This window comes from Burkholderia sp. L-4, assembly GCF_056856535.1.
Genome location: NZ_JBXEOX010000001.1, coordinates 2,740,249 through 2,758,365, shown reverse-complemented (window position 1 = coordinate 2,758,365; position 18,117 = coordinate 2,740,249). Strand labels below are relative to the sequence as shown.

Genomic DNA, 18,117 nt, shown 5'->3' with positions numbered 1-18,117 from the left:
TACGTGCGGCACATCCGCACATCGGCGCCGCGACCCGCACGGGGGCAGGCCGGGCGCGGGCTCCGGGCCCGGGCGGGCCGGGGCGTGCGTGCTACCATTGTTCGATCTTCAATCCCGTCCTTCGATGTTCCAGCAATGAATTCCGAGACCCCCGCGGCCGGGCCGCGACAGGCACAGCCGCCCGCGACGTTGACGATTGCTTCGCGCGAGAGCCGCCTGGCGATGTGGCAAGCCGAACATGTGCGTGATGCGCTGCGCAAATTATATCCAGCTTGTGACGTGAAAATCCTCGGGATGACGACCCGCGGCGATCAGATTCTCGATCGCACGCTGTCGAAGGTCGGCGGCAAGGGCCTGTTCGTGAAGGAACTGGAGAGCGCGCTGGCCGACGGCCGCGCCGATCTCGCCGTGCATTCGCTGAAGGACGTGCCGATGGCATTGCCCGACGGCTTCTCGCTTGCCGCGATCATGGCGCGCGAAGACCCGCGCGATGCCTTCGTGTCGAACGACTACGCGTCGCTCGACGCGCTGCCCGCCGGCGCGGTCGTCGGCACGTCGAGCCTGCGCCGCGAAGCGATGCTGCGATCGCGATATCCGCACCTGGAAGTCCTGCCGCTGCGCGGCAACCTCGACACGCGCCTCGCGAAGCTCGACCGCGGCGACTACGCGGCGATCATCCTCGCGGCCGCCGGCCTGAAACGCCTCGGCCTCGACGCGCGCATCCGCACGCTGATCGACGTCGAAGCCAGCCCGCCCGCGGCCGGCCAGGGCGCGCTCGGCATCGAGATCGCCGCGCGCCGCGACGACGTCGCCGCGTGGCTCGCGCCGCTGCACGACCCACGCACGGCGCTCGCGGTCGAGGCCGAACGGATGGTGTCGCGCGCGCTCGGCGGCAGCTGCGAGGTGCCGCTCGCCGCGCATGCGGTGTGGCGCGCGGGCGAACTGTACCTGACGGGCCGCGTGTCGACGACCGACGGCAAGCGCGTGCTGACGGCCGAGGAGCGCGGCGCCGTGATGACGGTCGCCGATGCGCTCGCGCTCGGCCGTGCGGTGTCCGACGAACTCGAGGCGCAAGGCGCGCTCGACATCGTCCAGGCGCTGCTCGCGGCCTCGCAGGCCGGCAAGGGCGACGCCTGATGGCGGGCGGCGCGCGCGCGTTCACCGCTGTCCTGACACGTCCGGACGGCCAGTCCGACGCGCTTGCGTCGCAACTCGCCGAGGCCGGCTGCGACGTGCTCGAATTTCCGCTGATCGACATCGCGCCGGTCGACGACCCGGCGCCGCTCGATGCCGCGTTCGCGGCGCTCGCCGATTACGCGCTGGTGATTTTCGTGTCGCCGAACGCGATCGACCGCGCGCTCGCGCAGTACGGCGCGATCTGGCCGAATGCGCTGCCGGTCGGCGTGGTCGGGCCGGGCAGCGTCGCGGCGCTCGAGCGTCACGGCATCGCGGCGCCCGCGCACCGCGTGATCGCGCCGCAGGCGCCGGCCGACGGCGGCGTCCCCCATTACGATTCGGAAAGCCTGTTCGCGTGCATCGAGGCCGCGTTCGGCGGCGCGCAAGCGCTGGCGGGCCAGCGCGTGCTGATCGTGCGCGGCGACGGCGGGCGCGAATGGCTCGCCGACCGGCTGCGCGAGGCCGGCGCGGACGTCACGCTCGTCGCGGCGTACCGGCGCGTCGTGCCGGAGCCGCGCGTCGGCGCGTGGGAGCGCGTGCACGCGCTGCTCGACGGCCAGCCGCACGCGTGGCTCGTCACGAGTTCGGAAGGCGTGCGCAACCTGCACGAGCTGGCCCGCGCGCACCTGAACGATGTGGAGATCGACGCGCTGAAGCATGCGCCGCTCGTCACGCCGCACCCGCGGATCGAGCAGACCGCGCGCGCATTGGGTTTTGATAGGATTACGCTGACCGGCGCGGGCGATGAGCGCATCGTCCGCGCGTTTCGAACGATGGCCGACGAGGCCGTCCAACCGGCGACAGCCGTACCGGTGACTAAACGCATGACAGATACCAACGATTCCAAAAGCGTCGCTTCCCAGCCGGCCGCTGCATCCGCACCGCCGCCCAGCCCCCCTTATCTCGCGCCCGAGCCGCACGCGCGCCGCGGCGGCAGCGCGGTGCTGTGGTTCGTCGTCGTCGTGCTCGGCTGCGCGGCCGGTGTCGGCGGCTATGCGCTGAACCGCAAGATCGACCGGCTCGACGGCACGTTCGTCGCGCGCCAGAAGGCGCTCGACGCGCAGACGGCCGAAACGCGCATGAAGACCGAGCAGGCGCTCGCCAGCACGCACCAGGTCGACACGCAGCTCGCGCAGCTCGACGGCAAGCTCGCGGACGCGCAGAGCGCGCAGCAGGCGCTGCAGCAGCAATACCAGGACCTGTCGCGCAACCGCGATGCGTGGATGCTCGAGGAAGTCGACCAGATGCTGTCGAGCGCGAGCCAGCAGCTGCAGCTGACCGGCAACACGCAGCTCGCGCTGATCGCGCTGCAGAACGCCGACGCGCGTCTCGCGACGTCGCAGAGCGCGCAGGCCGTCACGGTGCGCAAGGCGCTCGCGCTGGACATCGAAAAACTGAAGGCCGCGCCGGCGGCCGATCTCACGGGCCTCGCGATCAAGCTCGACGACGCGATCGCGAAGATCGACGCGCTGCCGCTGTCCGGCGAGGCGATCGTGCCGCATGCGGCGCCGAAGGCCGCGCCGGTTGAAGCCGCTTCGTCGGCGGTAGCCGGCGAGCCGCGCTGGAAGGTGTGGTGGCACGACTTCTCGGCCGGCCTGGGCCAGCAGCTCAAGGGCCTCGTGCAGGTGCGCCGGATCGACAACGCGGACGCGATGCTCGCGTCGCCCGACCAGGGCTACTTCGTGCGCGAGAACGTGAAGCTGCGCCTGCTCACCGCGCGGCTGTCGCTGCTCGCGCGCAACGACAGCGCGATGAAGGCCGACCTGCACGCCGCGCAGGCGTCGCTCGGGAAGTATTTCGATCAGGCATCGAAGGACACGCAGACCGTCGAGGATCTGCTCAAGCAGGTTGACGGCGCGTCGCTGACGGTCGCGGTGCCGAACCTGAACACCAGCCTGAACGCCGTTCAGCAGTTCAAGAGCCGGGGGTAACGATGACGCTTCGAGGAATCGTCTGGCTCGCGGTCCTGTTCGCGATCGCCGCGGCGCTCGCCACCGTCGGCCGTTTCGACGCGGGGCAGGTGCTGCTCGTCTATCCGCCGTACCGGGTCGACGTGTCGCTGAACCTGTTCGTGATCGCCATCGTCGTGCTGTTCATCGTCGTGTACGCGCTGCTGCGCATCGTGCGCAACATCTGGCGCATGCCGCAGCGGGTTGCCGCGTATCGTGCGCGTTCGCGCAACGAGAAGGCGCAGGCGTCGCTGCGCGATGCGATTTCGAACCTGTACGCGGGCCGCTTCTCGCGCGCGGAGAAGGCCGCGCGTGAAGCGCTGTCGGTCGACGCGAACCTGGGCGCCGCGAGTCTCGTCGGCGCCACGGCCGCGCACCGGATGCACGAGTACACGCGCCGCGACGACTGGCTGTCGAAAGTCGATGCGCCGGAATGGCAGGACGCACGGCTGCTCGCCGCGGCCGACATGCGCGCGGATGCGCGCGATGCCGACGGCGCGCTCGCCGCGCTCGCCGACATGCAGGCCGGCGGCAAGCGCATCCATGCGCAGCAGGTCGCGCTGCGTGCGCAGCAGCAGTTGAAGAACTGGGCCGAGGTGCTGAAGCTCGCCAAGGCGCTCGAGAAGCGCGAGGCGCTGCATCCGGCCGCGGCCGTGCGGCTGCGCCAGCAGGCGGCGGAAAACCTGCTGCGCGAACGCCGGCACGACCCGGACGCGCTGCTCGAAGTGTGGCAGTCGCTGTCGCCGGTCGAGCGCCAGTCGCCGCGTCTGGCCGATCTCGCGGCCGACCTGCTCGTGCCGCTCGAGCGTCGCAACGAAGCGCGCCGCATCGTCGAGGACGCGCTCGCGCACAACTGGGATGCACGCCTGTTGCGCCGTTACCCGGATACGGCCGGCGCCGATGCGCTGCCGCTGATCCAGAAGGCGGAAGGGTGGAAGAAGGATCACCCGGACGATGCCGACCTGCTGTTCGCGCTCGGCCGCCTCTGCCAGCAGCAGCAGCTGTGGGGCAAGGCGCAGTCGTTTCTCGAATCGGCGTTGAAGCTGGCCGACAACGACGCGCTGAAGGTGCGGGCGCATCGCGCGCTCGCGCGCCTGTTCGAGCAGCTCGGCGAAACCGACAAGGCGGCGAAGCACTATCGCGAAAGCGCGCTCGCGATCACCGTGGTCTGACGCGGCGGCTGCGCCGCGCAAGACGCCCCGAACGCCAGGCGGCCTTCGGGGCTTTTTTTGTCCGTCATGCGCCGAGCCTGCGCAGCAGGTCCGCCTCGCTCGCGACGAACCAGACCGACTCCCCGCGATTGGACTCGCGAACGAGCGCGCGCAGCGCTTCGCTGCGCGCGAGCCGGCGGTCGATGTCGCCGACCACGCCGAGCCGGACGCCGTAGTTGACGAGCTTCTGCAGCACGGTGCCGGCCAGCCCGCTGTCGAGCCGGTAGAAGTCGTCGTGCAGCGCGTCCGCGGCGATCGCGATCCAGTCGGCTTCGTGCTCGTGCGCAAGCGCGACGAGGTCGAGCGCATCGCTTTCCCGCCGCACGAGGCCGGCACAAGGATCGCGGACCAGCACGCGGCTGCCGGCTGCCTGAACGATTCGGTGGTGCATGTCGATCGGTTTCGTCGAGATGAGAAACGCGAGCACGTTGTCGCGCTGCCCGCGGATGAAGTGACGCTGCTCGGGAAGCATCAGGACCTGCGCGTGCGGTACGAGACGCGTCAGGCGATCGTGCGTGTCGCGTGAATCGAGCAGCGCGTCGCGACCGCCGACGATCGCCAGGACGGGCGCGGACAGCGTGCGCAGCGTCGCGTCGTCGAATACCGGGATCGGTTCGAGGCGCGGGCGAAACCCGCGATCGACGGCGCGCATCAGTGCGAGCGCGTCACGTTCGGCCGGCGTCGACGCGGGCGGCAGGCGGCCGAGCACGCGCCGTCGCACGCAGGCGCGCCCGACCTCGCCGAGCAGCAGCAGCGGGAGTGCCCACCACAGAAACGGCTTTTGCCGGCCGATGCCGGACGGGCAGAGCAGCACGAGCCGCGTCACGCGCGCGGGCCGGCGCAACGCGAAGTCGAGCGCCGTGCGCGCGCCGAGCGAGATGCCGACGAACGCGGCGCGCGACACCTGCAGGCCGTCCAGCACGTCGTCGAGCCATTGCGCGTACGCGTCGCTTGCCAGCGGCGGGCGCGACGGCGCGCTCGGCCCCGCTTCGCCGATCACGTCGATCGCGTAGAGCCGGAAGTGCGTCGACCATGCGGCCGCGTAGTGCTGCCAGCTGGCCGCCGTCGTCTGCGCGCCATGGATCAGCACGACCGGCGGCGCGTGTTCGGGGCCGCAGGCGATCACGTGCGTCGCGCCGTGGCGCGTTTGCACCGTGATGCGCCGATGGCCGGCCGGCCAGTGCGACAGCGCGGCCGCGTAGGCGGCGCGAATCGCGCGTGCGTGGCGGGGCGACCGGAAGATCGCGCTCATGTCCCGCTTTTCTGCAGCAGCATGTCGAGCGACGACATCAGCGCCGCCGTGTCGGCCGGCGTCGCGGCGACGACGACCTTGACCAGGCTCGAGGCGGGGTCGAACGTGACGTCGATCCGCACGGGATCGACGTACGACGTGCGGCCCGACGCCATCGCGTGCAGCGACCGCGACAGGTACTGGTGCAGCGATTGCGACGCGTCGGGGATGTCGACGATGCTGGTGACGCGCACCGCGCGCGGAGCGGCGGCCGGCGCCGCCGGCGCGAACGCGGCGAGGTCGGTGTCGAGGATGCGGTACGCACGGCCGACCCGCGTCGCGCGCAGCTTGCCGTCGCGAATGAACCGCAGGACGGTCTTCGGATGGACGCGCAGGCGTGCGGCAGTGTCTTCGACGGTGTGGAACATGATCGGCAAATGATTCCCTGAATGTTCTTTATTGTTCCATATATATAAGAGCATAAGGGAATAATTTGGTGGATAAGGTGCCATCGTCCGTCTGGCGTGGCGTCCGGTCGATCCGGGTGGCGCCGGTCCGAAAGCAAAAACGCCCCGGCGACCGGACGGATGCCGGTCGCCGGGGCGTTTCGGTGGAGGCAGTCGGTCGGCCGGCGCGCTCCGTGTGCCCGGTGTGCGGTTACGCGCCGCGCATCACTTGTCGACCAGCCGCTTCGGCACCGACAGCGCGAGCAGCCCGCCGAGCACGAGGAACCCGGCGAGCATGTACATGCCCGCATCGTTGGCGCTCGTCGCCTGCTTGAGCCATCCCATCAGGTAGGGGCTCAGGAAGCCGGCGAGGTTGCCGATCGAATTGATCATCGCGATGCCGGCCGCGGCGGCCGTGCCGCCGAGGAAGGCGGTCGGCAGGCTCCAGAACAGCGGCAGCGTCGTCAGGATGCCGATCGTCGCGAGCGTGAGGCCGAACATCGCGAGCGCGGTCTGGTGCGCCCAGATCACCGACAGCACGAGCCCGAGCGCGCCGATCGCCGCCGGAATCGCGAGGTGCCAGCGGCGTTCGCGGCGCTTGTCCGCGCTGCGCGCGATCAGGATCATCGCGACCACCGCGGCCGCATACGGAATCGCCGACAGCAGGCCGATCATGATCGTGTCGGTCACGCCCGTCGCCTTGATGATCGTCGGCAGCCAGAAGCCGACGCCGTAGAGCCCCATCACGAACGAGAAATAGATCAGCGCCATCAGCCATACGCGCGGGCTCGACATCACCGCGCCGAGCGACAGGTCCTCCTTGGTCGCTTCCTCCGCGTCGACGTTGCGGGCGAGCAGCGCCTTCTCCTCGTCGGTCAGCCACGTCGCCTTCGCGATCCGCTCGTCGAGCGTGAAGAACACGAGCACGCCGGCGAGCACCGACGGGATGCCTTCGAGCAGGAACAGCCATTGCCAGCCGTGCCAGCCGCTCACGCCGTCGAACGCCTTCAGGATGAAGCCCGAGATCGGCCCGCCGATCACGCCGGACAGGGCGACGGCCGTCATGAAGAACGTCGTCATCCGGCCGCGCCGGTGCGCGGGATACCAGTACGTGAGGTAGAGGATCACGCCGGGGAAGAAGCCCGCTTCGGCGACGCCGAGCAGGAAGCGCATCACGTAGAACATCGCGGGCGTCGTGACGAACATCGTCAGGATCGAGATCACGCCCCAGGTCGCCATGATGCGCGCGATCCACACCCGCGCGCCGACCTTGTGCAGGATGATGTTGCTCGGCACTTCGAACAGGAAATAGCCGAAGAAGAAGATCCCGGCGCCGAGCCCGTACACGGTGTCGCTCAGGTTCAGGTCGCTCGCCATCTGCAGTTTCGCGAAGCCGACGTTCACGCGGTCGAGATACGCGACCACGTAGCACAGCAGCAGGAGCGGCACGAGCCGCCACGAGACCTTGCGGTAGGTTGCTTCCTCGAATGCGCCGGACGAGCCCGGCAGCGACTGCGTCGATGTTGCCATGTTGTCTCCAGTCCTTGTAGTTGGCCGGAGCGGGCGCAGCGGCGCCCGATCCGGTTTCGTGCGAAGCAATGGCGTGATTGTCGTGCCGCCCGTTACGACTAGATGCAGCGCCCGCCGTCGACTTCGAGGCACACGCCGGTGATGAACTCGGCCTCGTCGGATGCAAGGTAGAGCGCCGCGTTCGCGATGTCCTGCGGCGTCGAGAAGCGGCCGAGCGGGATCGTCGCGAGAAAGCGGCGGCGGTTTTCCGGCGTGTCCTCGCAGCCCATGAACTCGGTCATCAGCGCCGTCTCGCCGAGCACGGGATTGATGCAGTTCACGCGGATGCGGTCGGCGCCGAGCTCGGCCGCGAGCGACTTGCTCGCGGTGATCATCGCGCCCTTCGTGCTGTTGTACCAGACGAGGCCCGGGCGCGGCCGCACGCCGGCCGTCGACGCGACGTTGACGAACACGCCGCCGCCCTGGGCGCGGAAGTACGGCACGAAGGTCTGCACGCACCAGAACAGGCTCTTCATGTTGACCGCGTACACGCGATCGAACTCGGCTTCCGTCACGTCGAGCACGGGCTTGTTGCGGTGCGTGGTGCCCGCGTTGTTCACGACGATCTGCACCGCGTGGAAATCGTCGAGCGCGGCCTGCAGCAGCGCATGCCAGTCGTCCTGCCTCGACACGTCGCCGGCGACCGCGATCGCCTTGCCGCCCGCGAGCGCGATCTCGCTCGCGACGCGCTCGGCCGCCGCGCCGTTCAGGTCGTTGACGACGACGTTCGCGCCTTCGCGCGCATACGTCTTCGCGATGCCTTCGCCAAAGCCCGAGCCGCCGCCCGTGACGATGGCCGTCTTGCCGCTCAACCGCATGGTGTGTCTCCTGTACTGGTTATCAGAATCGTCGTGCGTCATGTCGCGACCGGCCGCCGCCGGCGCGTTCAGCCGTGGCGGATCGCGATCGTCTTCAGCGCGGTGAAGCCGTACAGCGCCTCGAAGCCTTTTTCACGGCCGTGGCCCGAGTGGCCGACGCCGCCGAACGGCAGCTCGACGCCGCCGCCCGCGCCGTAGTTGTTGATGAACACCTGGCCCGCGCGCAGGCGGCGCGCAAGCCGCATCTGGCGCGCGCCGTCGCGCGTCCAGATGCCCGCGACGAGGCCGTATGGCGTGCCGTTCGCGAGCGCGACGGCTTCGTCCTCGTCGACGAAACGCATCGCGGCGAGCACGGGGCCGAACACTTCCTCCTGCGCGAGGCGGTGCGACGGCGGTACGTCGCGCAACAGCGCCGGGGCCTGGTAGAAGCCGCTTTCGGGCGCATCGGCGACGACCTGCCCGTGCGCGGCCATCGGAATGCCGTCGTGCTGCGCGTCGGACAGGAAATCCCACACGCGCTGCTGCTGCTTCGCGTTGATCAGCGGGCCGCAGTCGAGATCGGCGCGGCTCGGGCCGACGCGCAGCCCGTTGAACGCGGTGGCGAGGCGCTCGACGAGCGGCTCGTACACAGCGCGCTCGATCAGCACGCGGCTGCCGGCCGAGCAGGTCTGCCCGCCGTTCTGCACGATCGCGGACACGAGCACGGGCAGCGCCGCCTCGAGATCGGCATCGGCGAACACGATCTGCGGCGACTTGCCGCCGAGTTCGAGCGTGACGGGCACGTGGTTCTCGGCCGCCATCTGCGTGACCAGCTTGCCGGTGGCCGGCGAACCCGTAAACGAGATGTGGTCGATGCCCGGATGGCGCGCGAGCGCGGCACCGGCTTCGTGGCCGTAGCCGGTGACGATGTTGAGCGCACCGGCCGGCAGACCGGCTTCGGCGGCGAGCTCGGCGACGCGCAGCACGGACAGGCACGCATCCTCGGCCGGCTTGACGACGCACGCGTTGCCGGCCGCGAGCGCCGCGCCGACGCTGCGCCCGACAATCTGCATCGGGTAGTTCCACGGCACGATGTGGCCCGTGACGCCGTGCGGCTCGCGCACCGTCAGCACCGTGTAGCCGGCCTGGTAGGGGAGGGTTTCGCCGTGCAGCTTGTCGGCGGCGCCCGCGTAGAACTCGAAGTAGCGCGCGAGCGCGGCCGCGTCGGCGCGTGCCTGCTTCAGCGGTTTGCCGGTATCGCGCGCCTCGATCGCGGCGAGTTCCTCGATCGAATCGGTCACGCGCGCCGACAGCCGCATCAGCACGCGGCCGCGTTCGGCGGCGCTCGCGGCGCCCCACGGGCCCGCGAACGCGTCGCGGGCCGCGGCGACCGCGCGCTCGACATCGGGCGCCGTGCCGCGCGCGATGACCGCGAACGGCTGGCCATCGGAGGGATCGACGACCGCGATGGTTTCCAGTTGCGCGGGCAACGTCCATTCGCCCGCGATGAAGTGCTTCGCCTCTTCCATGCCTGCTCCCGTGTACCCGGGTTGGCGCTTCAGCGCCGACGCCGATGCCGTGCCACGCGGCCGGCAGTGCGACGGCCGACCATCCGGAACGATTATCGCGCCGATCGTCATCCGGACGCCACCGGTCGATTGGCTATAATGGCGCATTCCCTTGGGGGGCGCCCGCGCCGGTGCATCGGCCGCTGCGCCCTGTCCCGAATTCCCATCGACCTACAGAGAGTGCTCATGAGCTTCAATCATGTTCCGGCCGGCAAGGACCTGCCGCAAGATTTCAACGTGATCATCGAGATTCCCGCGCAAAGCGACCCGGTGAAGTACGAGGCGGACAAGGAACTGGGCCTTCTCGTCGTCGACCGCTTCATCGGCACGGGCATGCGCTATCCGGTGAACTACGGCTACATCCCGCAGACGCTGTCGGGCGACGGCGATCCGGTCGACGTGCTGGTGATCACGCCGTTCCCGCTGCTGGCAGGCTCGATCGTGCGCTCGCGCGTGCTCGGCATGCTGCAGATGACCGACGAGTCGGGCGTCGACGCGAAGCTGGTCGCCGTGCCGCACGACAAGGTCTGCCCGATGACGGCGAACCTGAAGTCGATCGACGACGTGCCCGAGTACCTGAAGGACCAGATCAAGCACTTCTTCGAGCAATACAAGGCGCTCGAGAAGGGCAAGTGGGTGAAGGTCGAAGGCTGGGCCGGCATCGAAGCCGCGCACAAGGAAATCACCGACGGCGCCGCGAACTACAAGAAGTAAGCGGCGTGCCGGCCGACGGCCGGTTCGTACGGAACGCAGACCGCGCGTGTCTCCTCAGGAGGCCGCGCGGTTTTGTTTTGGGCGCGCGGGTTTCCGGCGTGCGGACGGCGCCGCGGCCGGCGCGGTCTTCGCACGTGTTGCGCGGGGCGGGGCCGCTTCGATGGTTGTCGCGGCCGATGGCCGGCGACGGGCCGGCTCGGAAGCGGCGTTCTTGCGCGTGTTCGCCGCGGGCTGGCCGACGGCGGCCGGGGCCTTCGGTTTCGATGAAGCGGATGCGGGCGGCCTGGTCTTCTTTACCGACATGCCGCGCGACGCGGTCTTTTTTACGGCTGTGGCGCCGTCGGCTTGTGCACGTTTCGCTTCCGGCGCGGCCTTTTTGGCTTTCGTCGCCGCTGGTTTGCGCGTTGCCGCCTTTGCCGGTTTGCCGACTTTCCCGGCCTTCACGTTTTCCGCTGCAGCCGGTTGCGCCGCGGCCGTGTCCGCCAGGTTGTCGGCGTTCTCCGCCTTCGCCTGCTTGCGCCCGCGCGTGCGCACCGGTGAGCCGGCCGCGTCCGCGCTTTCATCGAGCGTCGCCACGACGGGCAACACCGATTCGAGCGTCCGCAACCCGGCCGCCAGCTCCCGCTTCTGCACGGGCGTAAGCCGCTTCACCCAGTATTCCGCCCGCGACGCGCTCGACCGGTCGGGCAGCGGAAACGACGCGAGCACCGCACGCGGCTTGCGCGAGCGCGTGTAGCGCGCGCCCTTGCCGGACGCGTGTTCGTCGAAGCGCGCGGCAACGTCGGTCGTGATGCCCGTATAGACGCTGTCGTCGGCGCATTCGATCAGATACAGAAACCAGGACATGGCAGGGCGGCGGAGTGCGAAGCCGCCAGTGTCTCAGAAAAAACGCGCGTCAACGCCACCGGTCGCCGTGTCCGTCGCGAAAGCGGCTCGGCGCCGCGCCGAGTTCGCGCGTGAAGAAGCGCGTGAACGCGCTCGTCGAACGGAAGCCGACGCGCACGCCGATCTCGCCGATCGGCAACTGCGTGTTCAGCAGCAGGTCGCGTGCTTCGCCGAGTCGCGCCTGCGCGACGAGCGCATGGAACCCGACGGCTTCGCGATGCAGCCGCCGGCGCAGCGTCCAGCGCGACATCGCGAAGCGCGTGCATACGTGCTGCATCAGCGTGTCGGTCGGCACGTCGACTTCGTCGGACGTGCGCAGCCAGTCGCGCACGCACTGCTCGACCGACGAGCCGAACGTCGAGCGTGCCCGCACGCGCTCGCGCGCGGCGTCGGCCGCATGACGCTGGATGCCGGCGAGCGGCGCGTTGTAGCGCTCGAACGGCGTGTCGAGGTGCGCGGAGCGCAGCACGATGCGATTGTGCGCGGCGTCGAACGACATCGGCGCGCCGAGCATGTCGCGCAGCGCGGCGGCGGGCGCGAACGCGCGGCCGGCGAATTCGGCGTCGGCGATGCGTGCGTGCGGATCGTACAGGCGCGCGAGTGCCGCGAGGATCGCGAGGTTGGTGAATGCGCTGCCCGCGTGCCGGCCGTCGCCTTCGTTCACGTACTCGAGCGCGATCGCATCGCGATGCTCGTGCGCGAACACCCAGTCGACGTTGCCGATCAGCTCGCGATAGTGCAGGTAGCCGTGCAGCGCGTCGCGCAGCGTCGCCGCGTTGCACGTGATGCCCGCGAGTTCGGGAAACTGCACGAGCCACGGCACGACTTGCGGCGGCGGGCGACGCCACGACAGCGGCCAGCCGCTCGTCAGCTGCATCGCAGCCACATGCCGGTCGCCCGCGATGCGGCGCGCGTCGTCGGCGAGCTCGGCCGGCCCGATGCCGAGCGTGTCGTAAAGCGGCGCGGGATCGATGCCGTTCGCGCGCGCGTCCTCGCACAGCCAGCGGTAGATCCGCACGGATACCGATTTCTGTTGCAACTCCATGTCTGTCTCCCTGTCGTCATGCCGTTCGGGTTTGTCCCCGCTGCGAGAGGTCAACGCATGCTCCTCCCGGTCAAGCGTGGTGACCGGTCACTTTTTAGACTCGGACGCTGGAGTGTGGCGACAAGTACAACAGAACGATTCTGGAGGATCAATGAAAACTTCGCTGTTCCGGTGTTCGACGATTGCGTCCGCGTGTGCGCTCGCGGTGCTGCTCGCGTCGTGCGGCGGCGACGACATCCAGGCGGGCCCGAGCGCGCCGGCCGACCCCGATGCGGCGGCCGACCGGCGCGCGGCCGCGCTCGTCGCGCAACTGACGACCGACGAGAAGCTGCAGCTCGTGCACGGCACGGGCATGCCCGCGCTCGACCTGGGCGGCCCGTTCCCGGCCGACGCGCTGAACGGCGCCAGCTACATCCCCGGCGTGCCGCGGCTCGGCATTCCGGCGCTCAGCAGCGCCGATTCGGCGGGCGGCGTGAACGTGAAGAACGCGCGCGTGACCGCGCTGCCGGCGCCGGTCGCGCTCGCGGCGACCTGGGATCCCGCGCTGGCGGGCACTTACGGCACGCGCATCGCGCTGGAACTGCGCGCGCTCGGTTTCGCGGAAGGGCTCGGCGGCGGCGTGAACCTCGCGCGCGAGCCGCGCAACGGCCGCACGTTCGAATACATGGGCGAGGATCCGGTGCTCGCGGGCACGCTGAGCGCCGCGCGCACGCAGGCGACGCAGGCGCAGAAGGTGATCGCGACGATCAAGCATTTCGCGTTCAACGACCAGGAAACCAACCGGATGACGATCGATTCGGTCGTCGACGAGCGGACCATGCGCGAGGCCGAGCTGCTCGCGTTCGAGATCGGCGTGAAGGACGGTCAGCCGGGCAACGTGATGTGCTCGTACAACAAGCTGAACGGCGTGTATGCCTGCGAGAACCCGTATCTGCTGACGACGGTGCTGAAGAACGAATGGGGCTTCAAGGGCGTCGTGCAGTCCGACTGGGGCGCGACGCACTCGACCGTCGCGGCCGTGCAGGCCGGGCTCGACGAGGAGCAGCCGGGCGCGGCCGACGACGGCAACGCGCCGCTCGGCTCCTACTTCAACTCGAAGCTGCGCGCGGCGCTGCAGGCCGGCAGCGTGTCGGCCGCGCGCCTGAACGACATGGTGCAGCGCAAGCTGCGCACGCTGATCCGCATCGGCGTGATGGATGCGCCGCCGAAGCCGGGCGGTGCGATCGACGAGGCCGCCGGCAACGCCGATGCGCTGGCGATCGCGCGGCAATCGGCGGTGCTGCTGAAGAACGCGGCCGTGCCCGGCGATGCGCAGCCCGTGCTGCCGCTCGCGGCCGGCGCGCTCAAGTCGGTCGTCGTGATCGGCGGGCATGCGGATGCCGGCGTGCTGTCGGGCGGCGGCTCGGGCGCGGTACCGGCGATCGACGGCAACGCGGTGACGACCTGCGAGCAACCGGCCGGCACGCTGTTCGGCGGCTGCGCGACCTGGTACAAGTCCGCGCCGCTCGCGGCGATCCGCGCGAAGGCGCCGAACGCGTCGGTCAGCTATCTCGACGGGACCGATGCGAATGCCGCGGCGGCCGCGGCCGCGCAGGCCGATGTCGCGATCGTGTTCGCGACGCAGTGGCAAACGGAAGGGCTCGACCTCGCGAGCCTGTCGCTGCCGGATGCGAAGGCCGATCCGTACAACCAGCAATACGACCAGAACGCGCTGATCGCGGCCGTCGCCGCGAAGGCGAAGCGCGTGGTCGTCGTGCTCGAGAACGGCAGCCCGGTGCTGATGCCGTGGCTCGCGAACGTGCACGGCGTGCTCGATGCCTGGTATCCGGGCGCGCAGGGCGGCCAGGCGATCGCCGACCTGCTGTTCGGCGACGCGAATCCGTCGGGCCGGTTGCCGCTGACGTTCCCGAAGCAGGAAGCCGACCTGCCGCAGCCGGCGATCGATCCGTCGCGCACGCAGACCGTCTATGCGGAAGGCCTCGCGTACGGCTATCGCTGGTTCGACGCGAAGGCGATCGAGCCGCTGTTCCCGTTCGGCTACGGGTTGTCGTACACGACGTACGCGATGTCGGGGATGTCGGCGCAGGCCGACGCGGCGGGCAACGTGAAGGTCGGCGTGACGGTGACGAACACGGGCGCGCGTGCCGGTGCGCAGACGGTGCAGATCTACGCGGCGCTGCCCGCTTCGCTCGGCGAGCCGCCGAAGCGGCTCGTCGGCTGGACCAAGGTCGCGCTGCAGCCGGGCGAGGCACGCACGGTCAGCGTCGCGGTGCCGGCGCAGCGCTTCGCGGTATGGGATGCGAATGCGCATGCGTGGCGGGTCGGCGCGGGGAGCTACGTGCTGTCGGCCGCCGCGTCGTCGCGCGACCCGCAGGCGCTGTCGCAGACGGTGACGCTCGCCGCGCACTGAGCCGGAGGCGGCCGTGCGTCATGCGGCGAGGCCGGTCGTGGCCTCGCCGCATGACGACGTGCCTGCCGGTGCTATTCGGTGCCGCGCCGGAACGGATCGTGTTCGCGCAACTCGTCGACGTACGCGTGGATATGTTCGGTCTCGCGTTCGAGGAAGCGCGCGACCGCATCGGAAAACGCCGGGTGCGCGAGCCAGTGCGCGGAGTGCGTGACGGTCGGCAGGAAGCCGCGTGCGAGCTTGTGCTCGCCTTGCGCGCCGCCTTCGAACGTGTCGAGCCCGGCCTCGATGCAGAATTCGAGCAACTGGTAGTAGGCCGTTTCGAAATGCAGGCAGGGGACGTGTTCGATCGCCCCCCAGTAGCGGCCGTACAGCGTGCCGCCGCCGTGCTCGCCGCGCCGGTACACGGCGAGCGCGCTCGCGATCGGCCGGCCGTCGGCTTCCGCGATCACGAGCAGCAGGTTCTCGGGCATCGTCGCGCCGATCGTGCGGAAGAAATCGAGGTTCAGGTACGGGCTCGAAAAGTGTTCGCGGTAGGTCTGCCGGTAGCAGCGCGAGAAGAAGCGCCAGTCGGCGTCGGTGATCCGGTCGCCGGTCAGCCGCCGGAACGTCACGCCCGCGTCGTGCACCTTGCGTCGCTCCGCGCGGATGTTCTTGCGCTTCTTCTGCTCGAGCGTGCCGAGGAAGTCGTCGAAGTGACGGTAGCCGTCGTTGAGCCAGTGGAACTGCACGCCTTCGCGCAGCATCATCCTCATCGATTCGAGCAGCCGCGCCTCGTCGCCGGTCGGGAACAGCACGTGCAGCGACGACACGTCGCTCTGCTCGGCGAACGCGAGCAGCGTGGCCGCGAGCCGGCGGCGTGCGTCGTCGTCGGCCGCGAGCAGGCGCGTGCCCTGCACGGGCGTGAACGGCACCGCGCACAGCAGCTTCGGGTAGTAGGGCAGGTCGTTGCGCTGATAGGCGTCGGCCCACGCCCAGTCGAACACGTATTCGCCGTAAGAATGCTGCTTCGCGTAGACGGGCGCGGCGGCCGCGAGGCGGCCGGTGCGCTCGTCGGTCAGCGTGACGAAGTGCGGCGACCAGCCGGTCTCGTCGACCGCGCAGCGCGCGACGTGCAGTGCGTCGAGAAATTCGTGGCGCAGGAACGGCGTCGGCTGCGCGTCGCGGGCGAGCAGCGCGTTCCATTCGTCGGCCGGCACCTCGGCGGGGGACGACAGGATGCCCGTGCGATAATCGATGCGTGCGTGTTTCAAGCGTGAATCCGTACCGTTGGATGTTGCCGGATGCGTGCCGCCGCGGCCCGCGTCCGGTTCGATTTCGTCAGCCGTTCCGGGCGCGCCGCCCGATCCCGCCATGAAGACCCGACTCGCTCTTGCCCAGATCAACGTCACCGTCGGCGATTTCGCCGGCAACGTCGCGCGGATCGTCGCGGCCGCACGCGCCGCGCACAACGATGGTGCGCAGCTGATGGTCGCGCCCGAACTCGCGCTGTCCGGCTATCCGCCGGAAGACCTGCTGCTGCGGCCCGCGTTCTACGCGGCGGCGGCATCTGCGCTCGCTGCCCTGGCCGACGCGCTGAAGGCGTTCGACGGGCTCGCGGTGCTGGTCGGCCATCCGTTGCGCGGTCCGGGCAGAGGGCCGGGCAGCGGTGCGGGCGCCGATCCGCACGCGCCAGCCGTCGATGGTAATGCAAACCGCCCGATCGAGCGCGGCGTGCCGCCCACCGATACCTTCAACGCGGTATCGCTGATCGTCGGCGGGGAAATCGTCGGCACCTACCGCAAGCAGGATCTGCCGAACGCCGAGGTGTTCGACGAGAAGCGCTACTTCGCGACGGACGCCGAGCCGCTCGTGTTCGAGCTGAACGGCGTGAAATACGGCGTGATCATCTGCGAGGACGCGTGGCATGCGTCGGCCGCGCAGATCGCGAAGGCGGCCGGCGCACAGGTGCTGCTGATCCCGAACGGCTCGCCGTACCACATGAACAAGGAAGCGGTGCGCATCGACATCCTGCGCGCGCGGATCCGCGAGACCGGGCTGCCGATGGTGTACGTGAACCTCGTCGGCGGCCAGGACGAGCTCGTGTTCGACGGCGGCTCGTTCGTGCTCGACGCGCAGGGCGCGCTCGTCGCGAAGATGCCGCAGTTCGACGAAGGCCATGCGATCGTCGAATTCGACGGCGCGCGGCCGTTGCCCGCCACGATCGCGCCCGAGCTGTCGACGGATGCGCAGGTGTACCGCGCGCTCGTGACCGGCGTGCGCGACTACATCGGCAAGAACGGTTTTCCCGGCGTGCTGATCGGGCTGTCGGGCGGCGTCGATTCGGCGCTGGTGCTGGCCGTCGCGTGCGATGCGCTCGGGCCCGGGCGCGTGCGCGCGGTGATGATGCCGTCGCGCTTCACGGCCGACATCTCGACCACCGACGCGGCGGAGATGGCGCGGCGCGTCGGCGTGCGCTACGACGAGATCGCGATCGAGCCGATGTTCGACGCATTCCGCGCGGCGCTTGCCGGCGAGTTCGCGGGCCGCGCGGAAGACGCGACGGAGGAGAACATCCAGGCGCGCATCCGCGGCACGCTGCTGATGGCGCTGTCGAACAAGTTCGGCTCGATCGTGCTGACGACCGGCAACAAGAGCGAGATGGCGGTCGGCTACTGCACGCTGTACGGCGACATGGCCGGCGGTTTCGCGGTGATCAAGGACATCGCGAAGACGCTGGTCTACCGGCTCTGCCGCTATCGCAACGCCACGGCCGACTACGGGCTGCGCGACGTGATTCCCGAGCGGATCCTCACGCGCGCGCCGTCGGCCGAACTGCGCGATAACCAGACCGACCAGGACAGCCTGCCCCCGTACGACGTGCTCGACGCGATCATGCGGATGTACATGGAAGAAGACCGGCCGCTCGCGGAGATCGTCGCGGCGGGTTATGCGCAGGCCGACGTCGAACGCGTGACGCGGCTCATCAAGATCAACGAATACAAGCGCCGCCAGGCGCCGATCGGCATCCGCGTCACGCATCGCGCGTTCGGGCGCGACTGGCGCTACCCGATCACGTCGCGGTTCACCGAACGTCTCGATTGAGCCGTGCTGGGCCGGAGGCGGCCCGCAGGCTTACA

Annotated in this window: 14 protein-coding genes; 6 read left to right on the top strand and 8 right to left on the bottom strand. The window is 69.8% G+C overall.

Annotated features, from left to right (window positions below; genetic code table 11):
* The first annotated feature begins 135 nt into the window (after positions 1-135).
* The 3 genes from hemC to AC1VVG_RS12845 are packed head-to-tail and all read left to right on the top strand — an operon-like array spanning position 136 to position 4,297.
* Positions 136-1,137 carry a hydroxymethylbilane synthase gene (gene hemC / locus AC1VVG_RS12855; protein WP_175027686.1) on the top strand — a complete coding sequence of 334 codons (1,002 nt, stop codon included), beginning with the start codon at positions 136-138 and terminating at the stop codon, positions 1,135-1,137.
* Complete coding sequence (hemDX, locus tag AC1VVG_RS12850; RefSeq protein WP_124670960.1) at positions 1,137-3,107, top strand: fused uroporphyrinogen-III synthase HemD/membrane protein HemX; 1,971 nt, start codon at positions 1,137-1,139, stop codon at positions 3,105-3,107. Before hemC ends, hemDX begins: the two co-directional genes overlap by 1 nt.
* 2 nt (positions 3,108-3,109) lie before the next feature.
* On the top strand, positions 3,110-4,297 hold the full coding sequence (locus tag AC1VVG_RS12845; RefSeq protein ID WP_034186245.1) for a heme biosynthesis protein HemY: 1,188 nt from the start codon (positions 3,110-3,112) through the stop codon (positions 4,295-4,297).
* A gap of 64 nt (positions 4,298-4,361) precedes the next feature.
* Here the strand turns inward: AC1VVG_RS12845 and AC1VVG_RS12840 are convergent, their stop codons facing one another.
* The 5 genes from AC1VVG_RS12840 to AC1VVG_RS12820 all read right to left on the bottom strand — a co-directional run bounded on the left by AC1VVG_RS12840 (position 4,362) and on the right by AC1VVG_RS12820 (position 9,908).
* Positions 4,362-5,588, bottom strand: coding sequence for an alpha/beta fold hydrolase (locus tag AC1VVG_RS12840; RefSeq protein ID WP_059560392.1), 1,227 nt, complete (start codon positions 5,586-5,588; stop codon positions 4,362-4,364).
* Positions 5,585-5,995 carry a helix-turn-helix domain-containing protein gene (locus AC1VVG_RS12835; protein WP_034186333.1) on the bottom strand — a complete coding sequence of 137 codons (411 nt, stop codon included), beginning with the start codon at positions 5,993-5,995 and terminating at the stop codon, positions 5,585-5,587. The genes AC1VVG_RS12840 and AC1VVG_RS12835 overlap by 4 nt, the downstream gene beginning before the upstream one ends.
* A gap of 243 nt (positions 5,996-6,238) precedes the next feature.
* Positions 6,239-7,543, bottom strand: coding sequence for an MFS transporter (locus AC1VVG_RS12830; RefSeq protein ID WP_034186243.1), 1,305 nt, complete (start codon positions 7,541-7,543; stop codon positions 6,239-6,241).
* 98 nt (positions 7,544-7,641) lie between these two features.
* Positions 7,642-8,400: an SDR family oxidoreductase gene (locus tag AC1VVG_RS12825; RefSeq protein ID WP_034186242.1), complete on the bottom strand. Its 759-nt coding sequence runs from the start codon at positions 8,398-8,400 to the stop codon at positions 7,642-7,644.
* 68 nt (positions 8,401-8,468) lie between these two features.
* The gene (locus AC1VVG_RS12820; protein WP_034186332.1) at positions 8,469-9,908 is read right to left on the bottom strand and encodes an aldehyde dehydrogenase family protein; all 1,440 of its coding nucleotides are present in this window, start codon (positions 9,906-9,908) and stop codon (positions 8,469-8,471) included.
* Positions 9,909-10,133: 225 nt separating this feature from the next.
* Between AC1VVG_RS12820 and ppa the strand changes: the two genes are divergently transcribed.
* Positions 10,134-10,661: an inorganic diphosphatase gene (gene ppa, locus AC1VVG_RS12815; protein ID WP_011352863.1), complete on the top strand. Its 528-nt coding sequence runs from the start codon at positions 10,134-10,136 to the stop codon at positions 10,659-10,661.
* A gap of 54 nt (positions 10,662-10,715) precedes the next feature.
* Here ppa and AC1VVG_RS12810 read toward each other — a convergent pair whose 3' ends face one another.
* Complete coding sequence (locus tag AC1VVG_RS12810) at positions 10,716-11,507, bottom strand: GIY-YIG nuclease family protein (protein WP_049029528.1); 792 nt, start codon at positions 11,505-11,507, stop codon at positions 10,716-10,718.
* A 49-nt stretch (positions 11,508-11,556) separates the two neighbouring features.
* Entirely contained in the window at positions 11,557-12,591 is a 1,035-nt protein-coding gene (locus tag AC1VVG_RS12805) for a helix-turn-helix transcriptional regulator (RefSeq protein ID WP_034186240.1), read from the bottom strand.
* A 151-nt stretch (positions 12,592-12,742) separates the two neighbouring features.
* Between AC1VVG_RS12805 and AC1VVG_RS12800 the strand changes: the two genes are divergently transcribed.
* Entirely contained in the window at positions 12,743-15,001 is a 2,259-nt protein-coding gene (locus tag AC1VVG_RS12800) for a glycoside hydrolase family 3 C-terminal domain-containing protein (RefSeq protein WP_482835721.1), read from the top strand.
* A gap of 71 nt (positions 15,002-15,072) precedes the next feature.
* Here AC1VVG_RS12800 and AC1VVG_RS12795 read toward each other — a convergent pair whose 3' ends face one another.
* A complete protein-coding gene (locus tag AC1VVG_RS12795; protein ID WP_482835720.1) occupies positions 15,073-16,251 on the bottom strand; it encodes a GNAT family N-acetyltransferase in 1,179 nt (392 codons plus the stop codon).
* A 100-nt stretch (positions 16,252-16,351) separates the two neighbouring features.
* Here AC1VVG_RS12795 and AC1VVG_RS12790 point away from each other — a divergent pair, with 100 nt between their 5' ends.
* Entirely contained in the window at positions 16,352-18,082 is a 1,731-nt protein-coding gene (locus AC1VVG_RS12790) for an NAD+ synthase (RefSeq protein WP_482835719.1), read from the top strand.
* Positions 18,083-18,117: the final 35 nt, after the last annotated feature.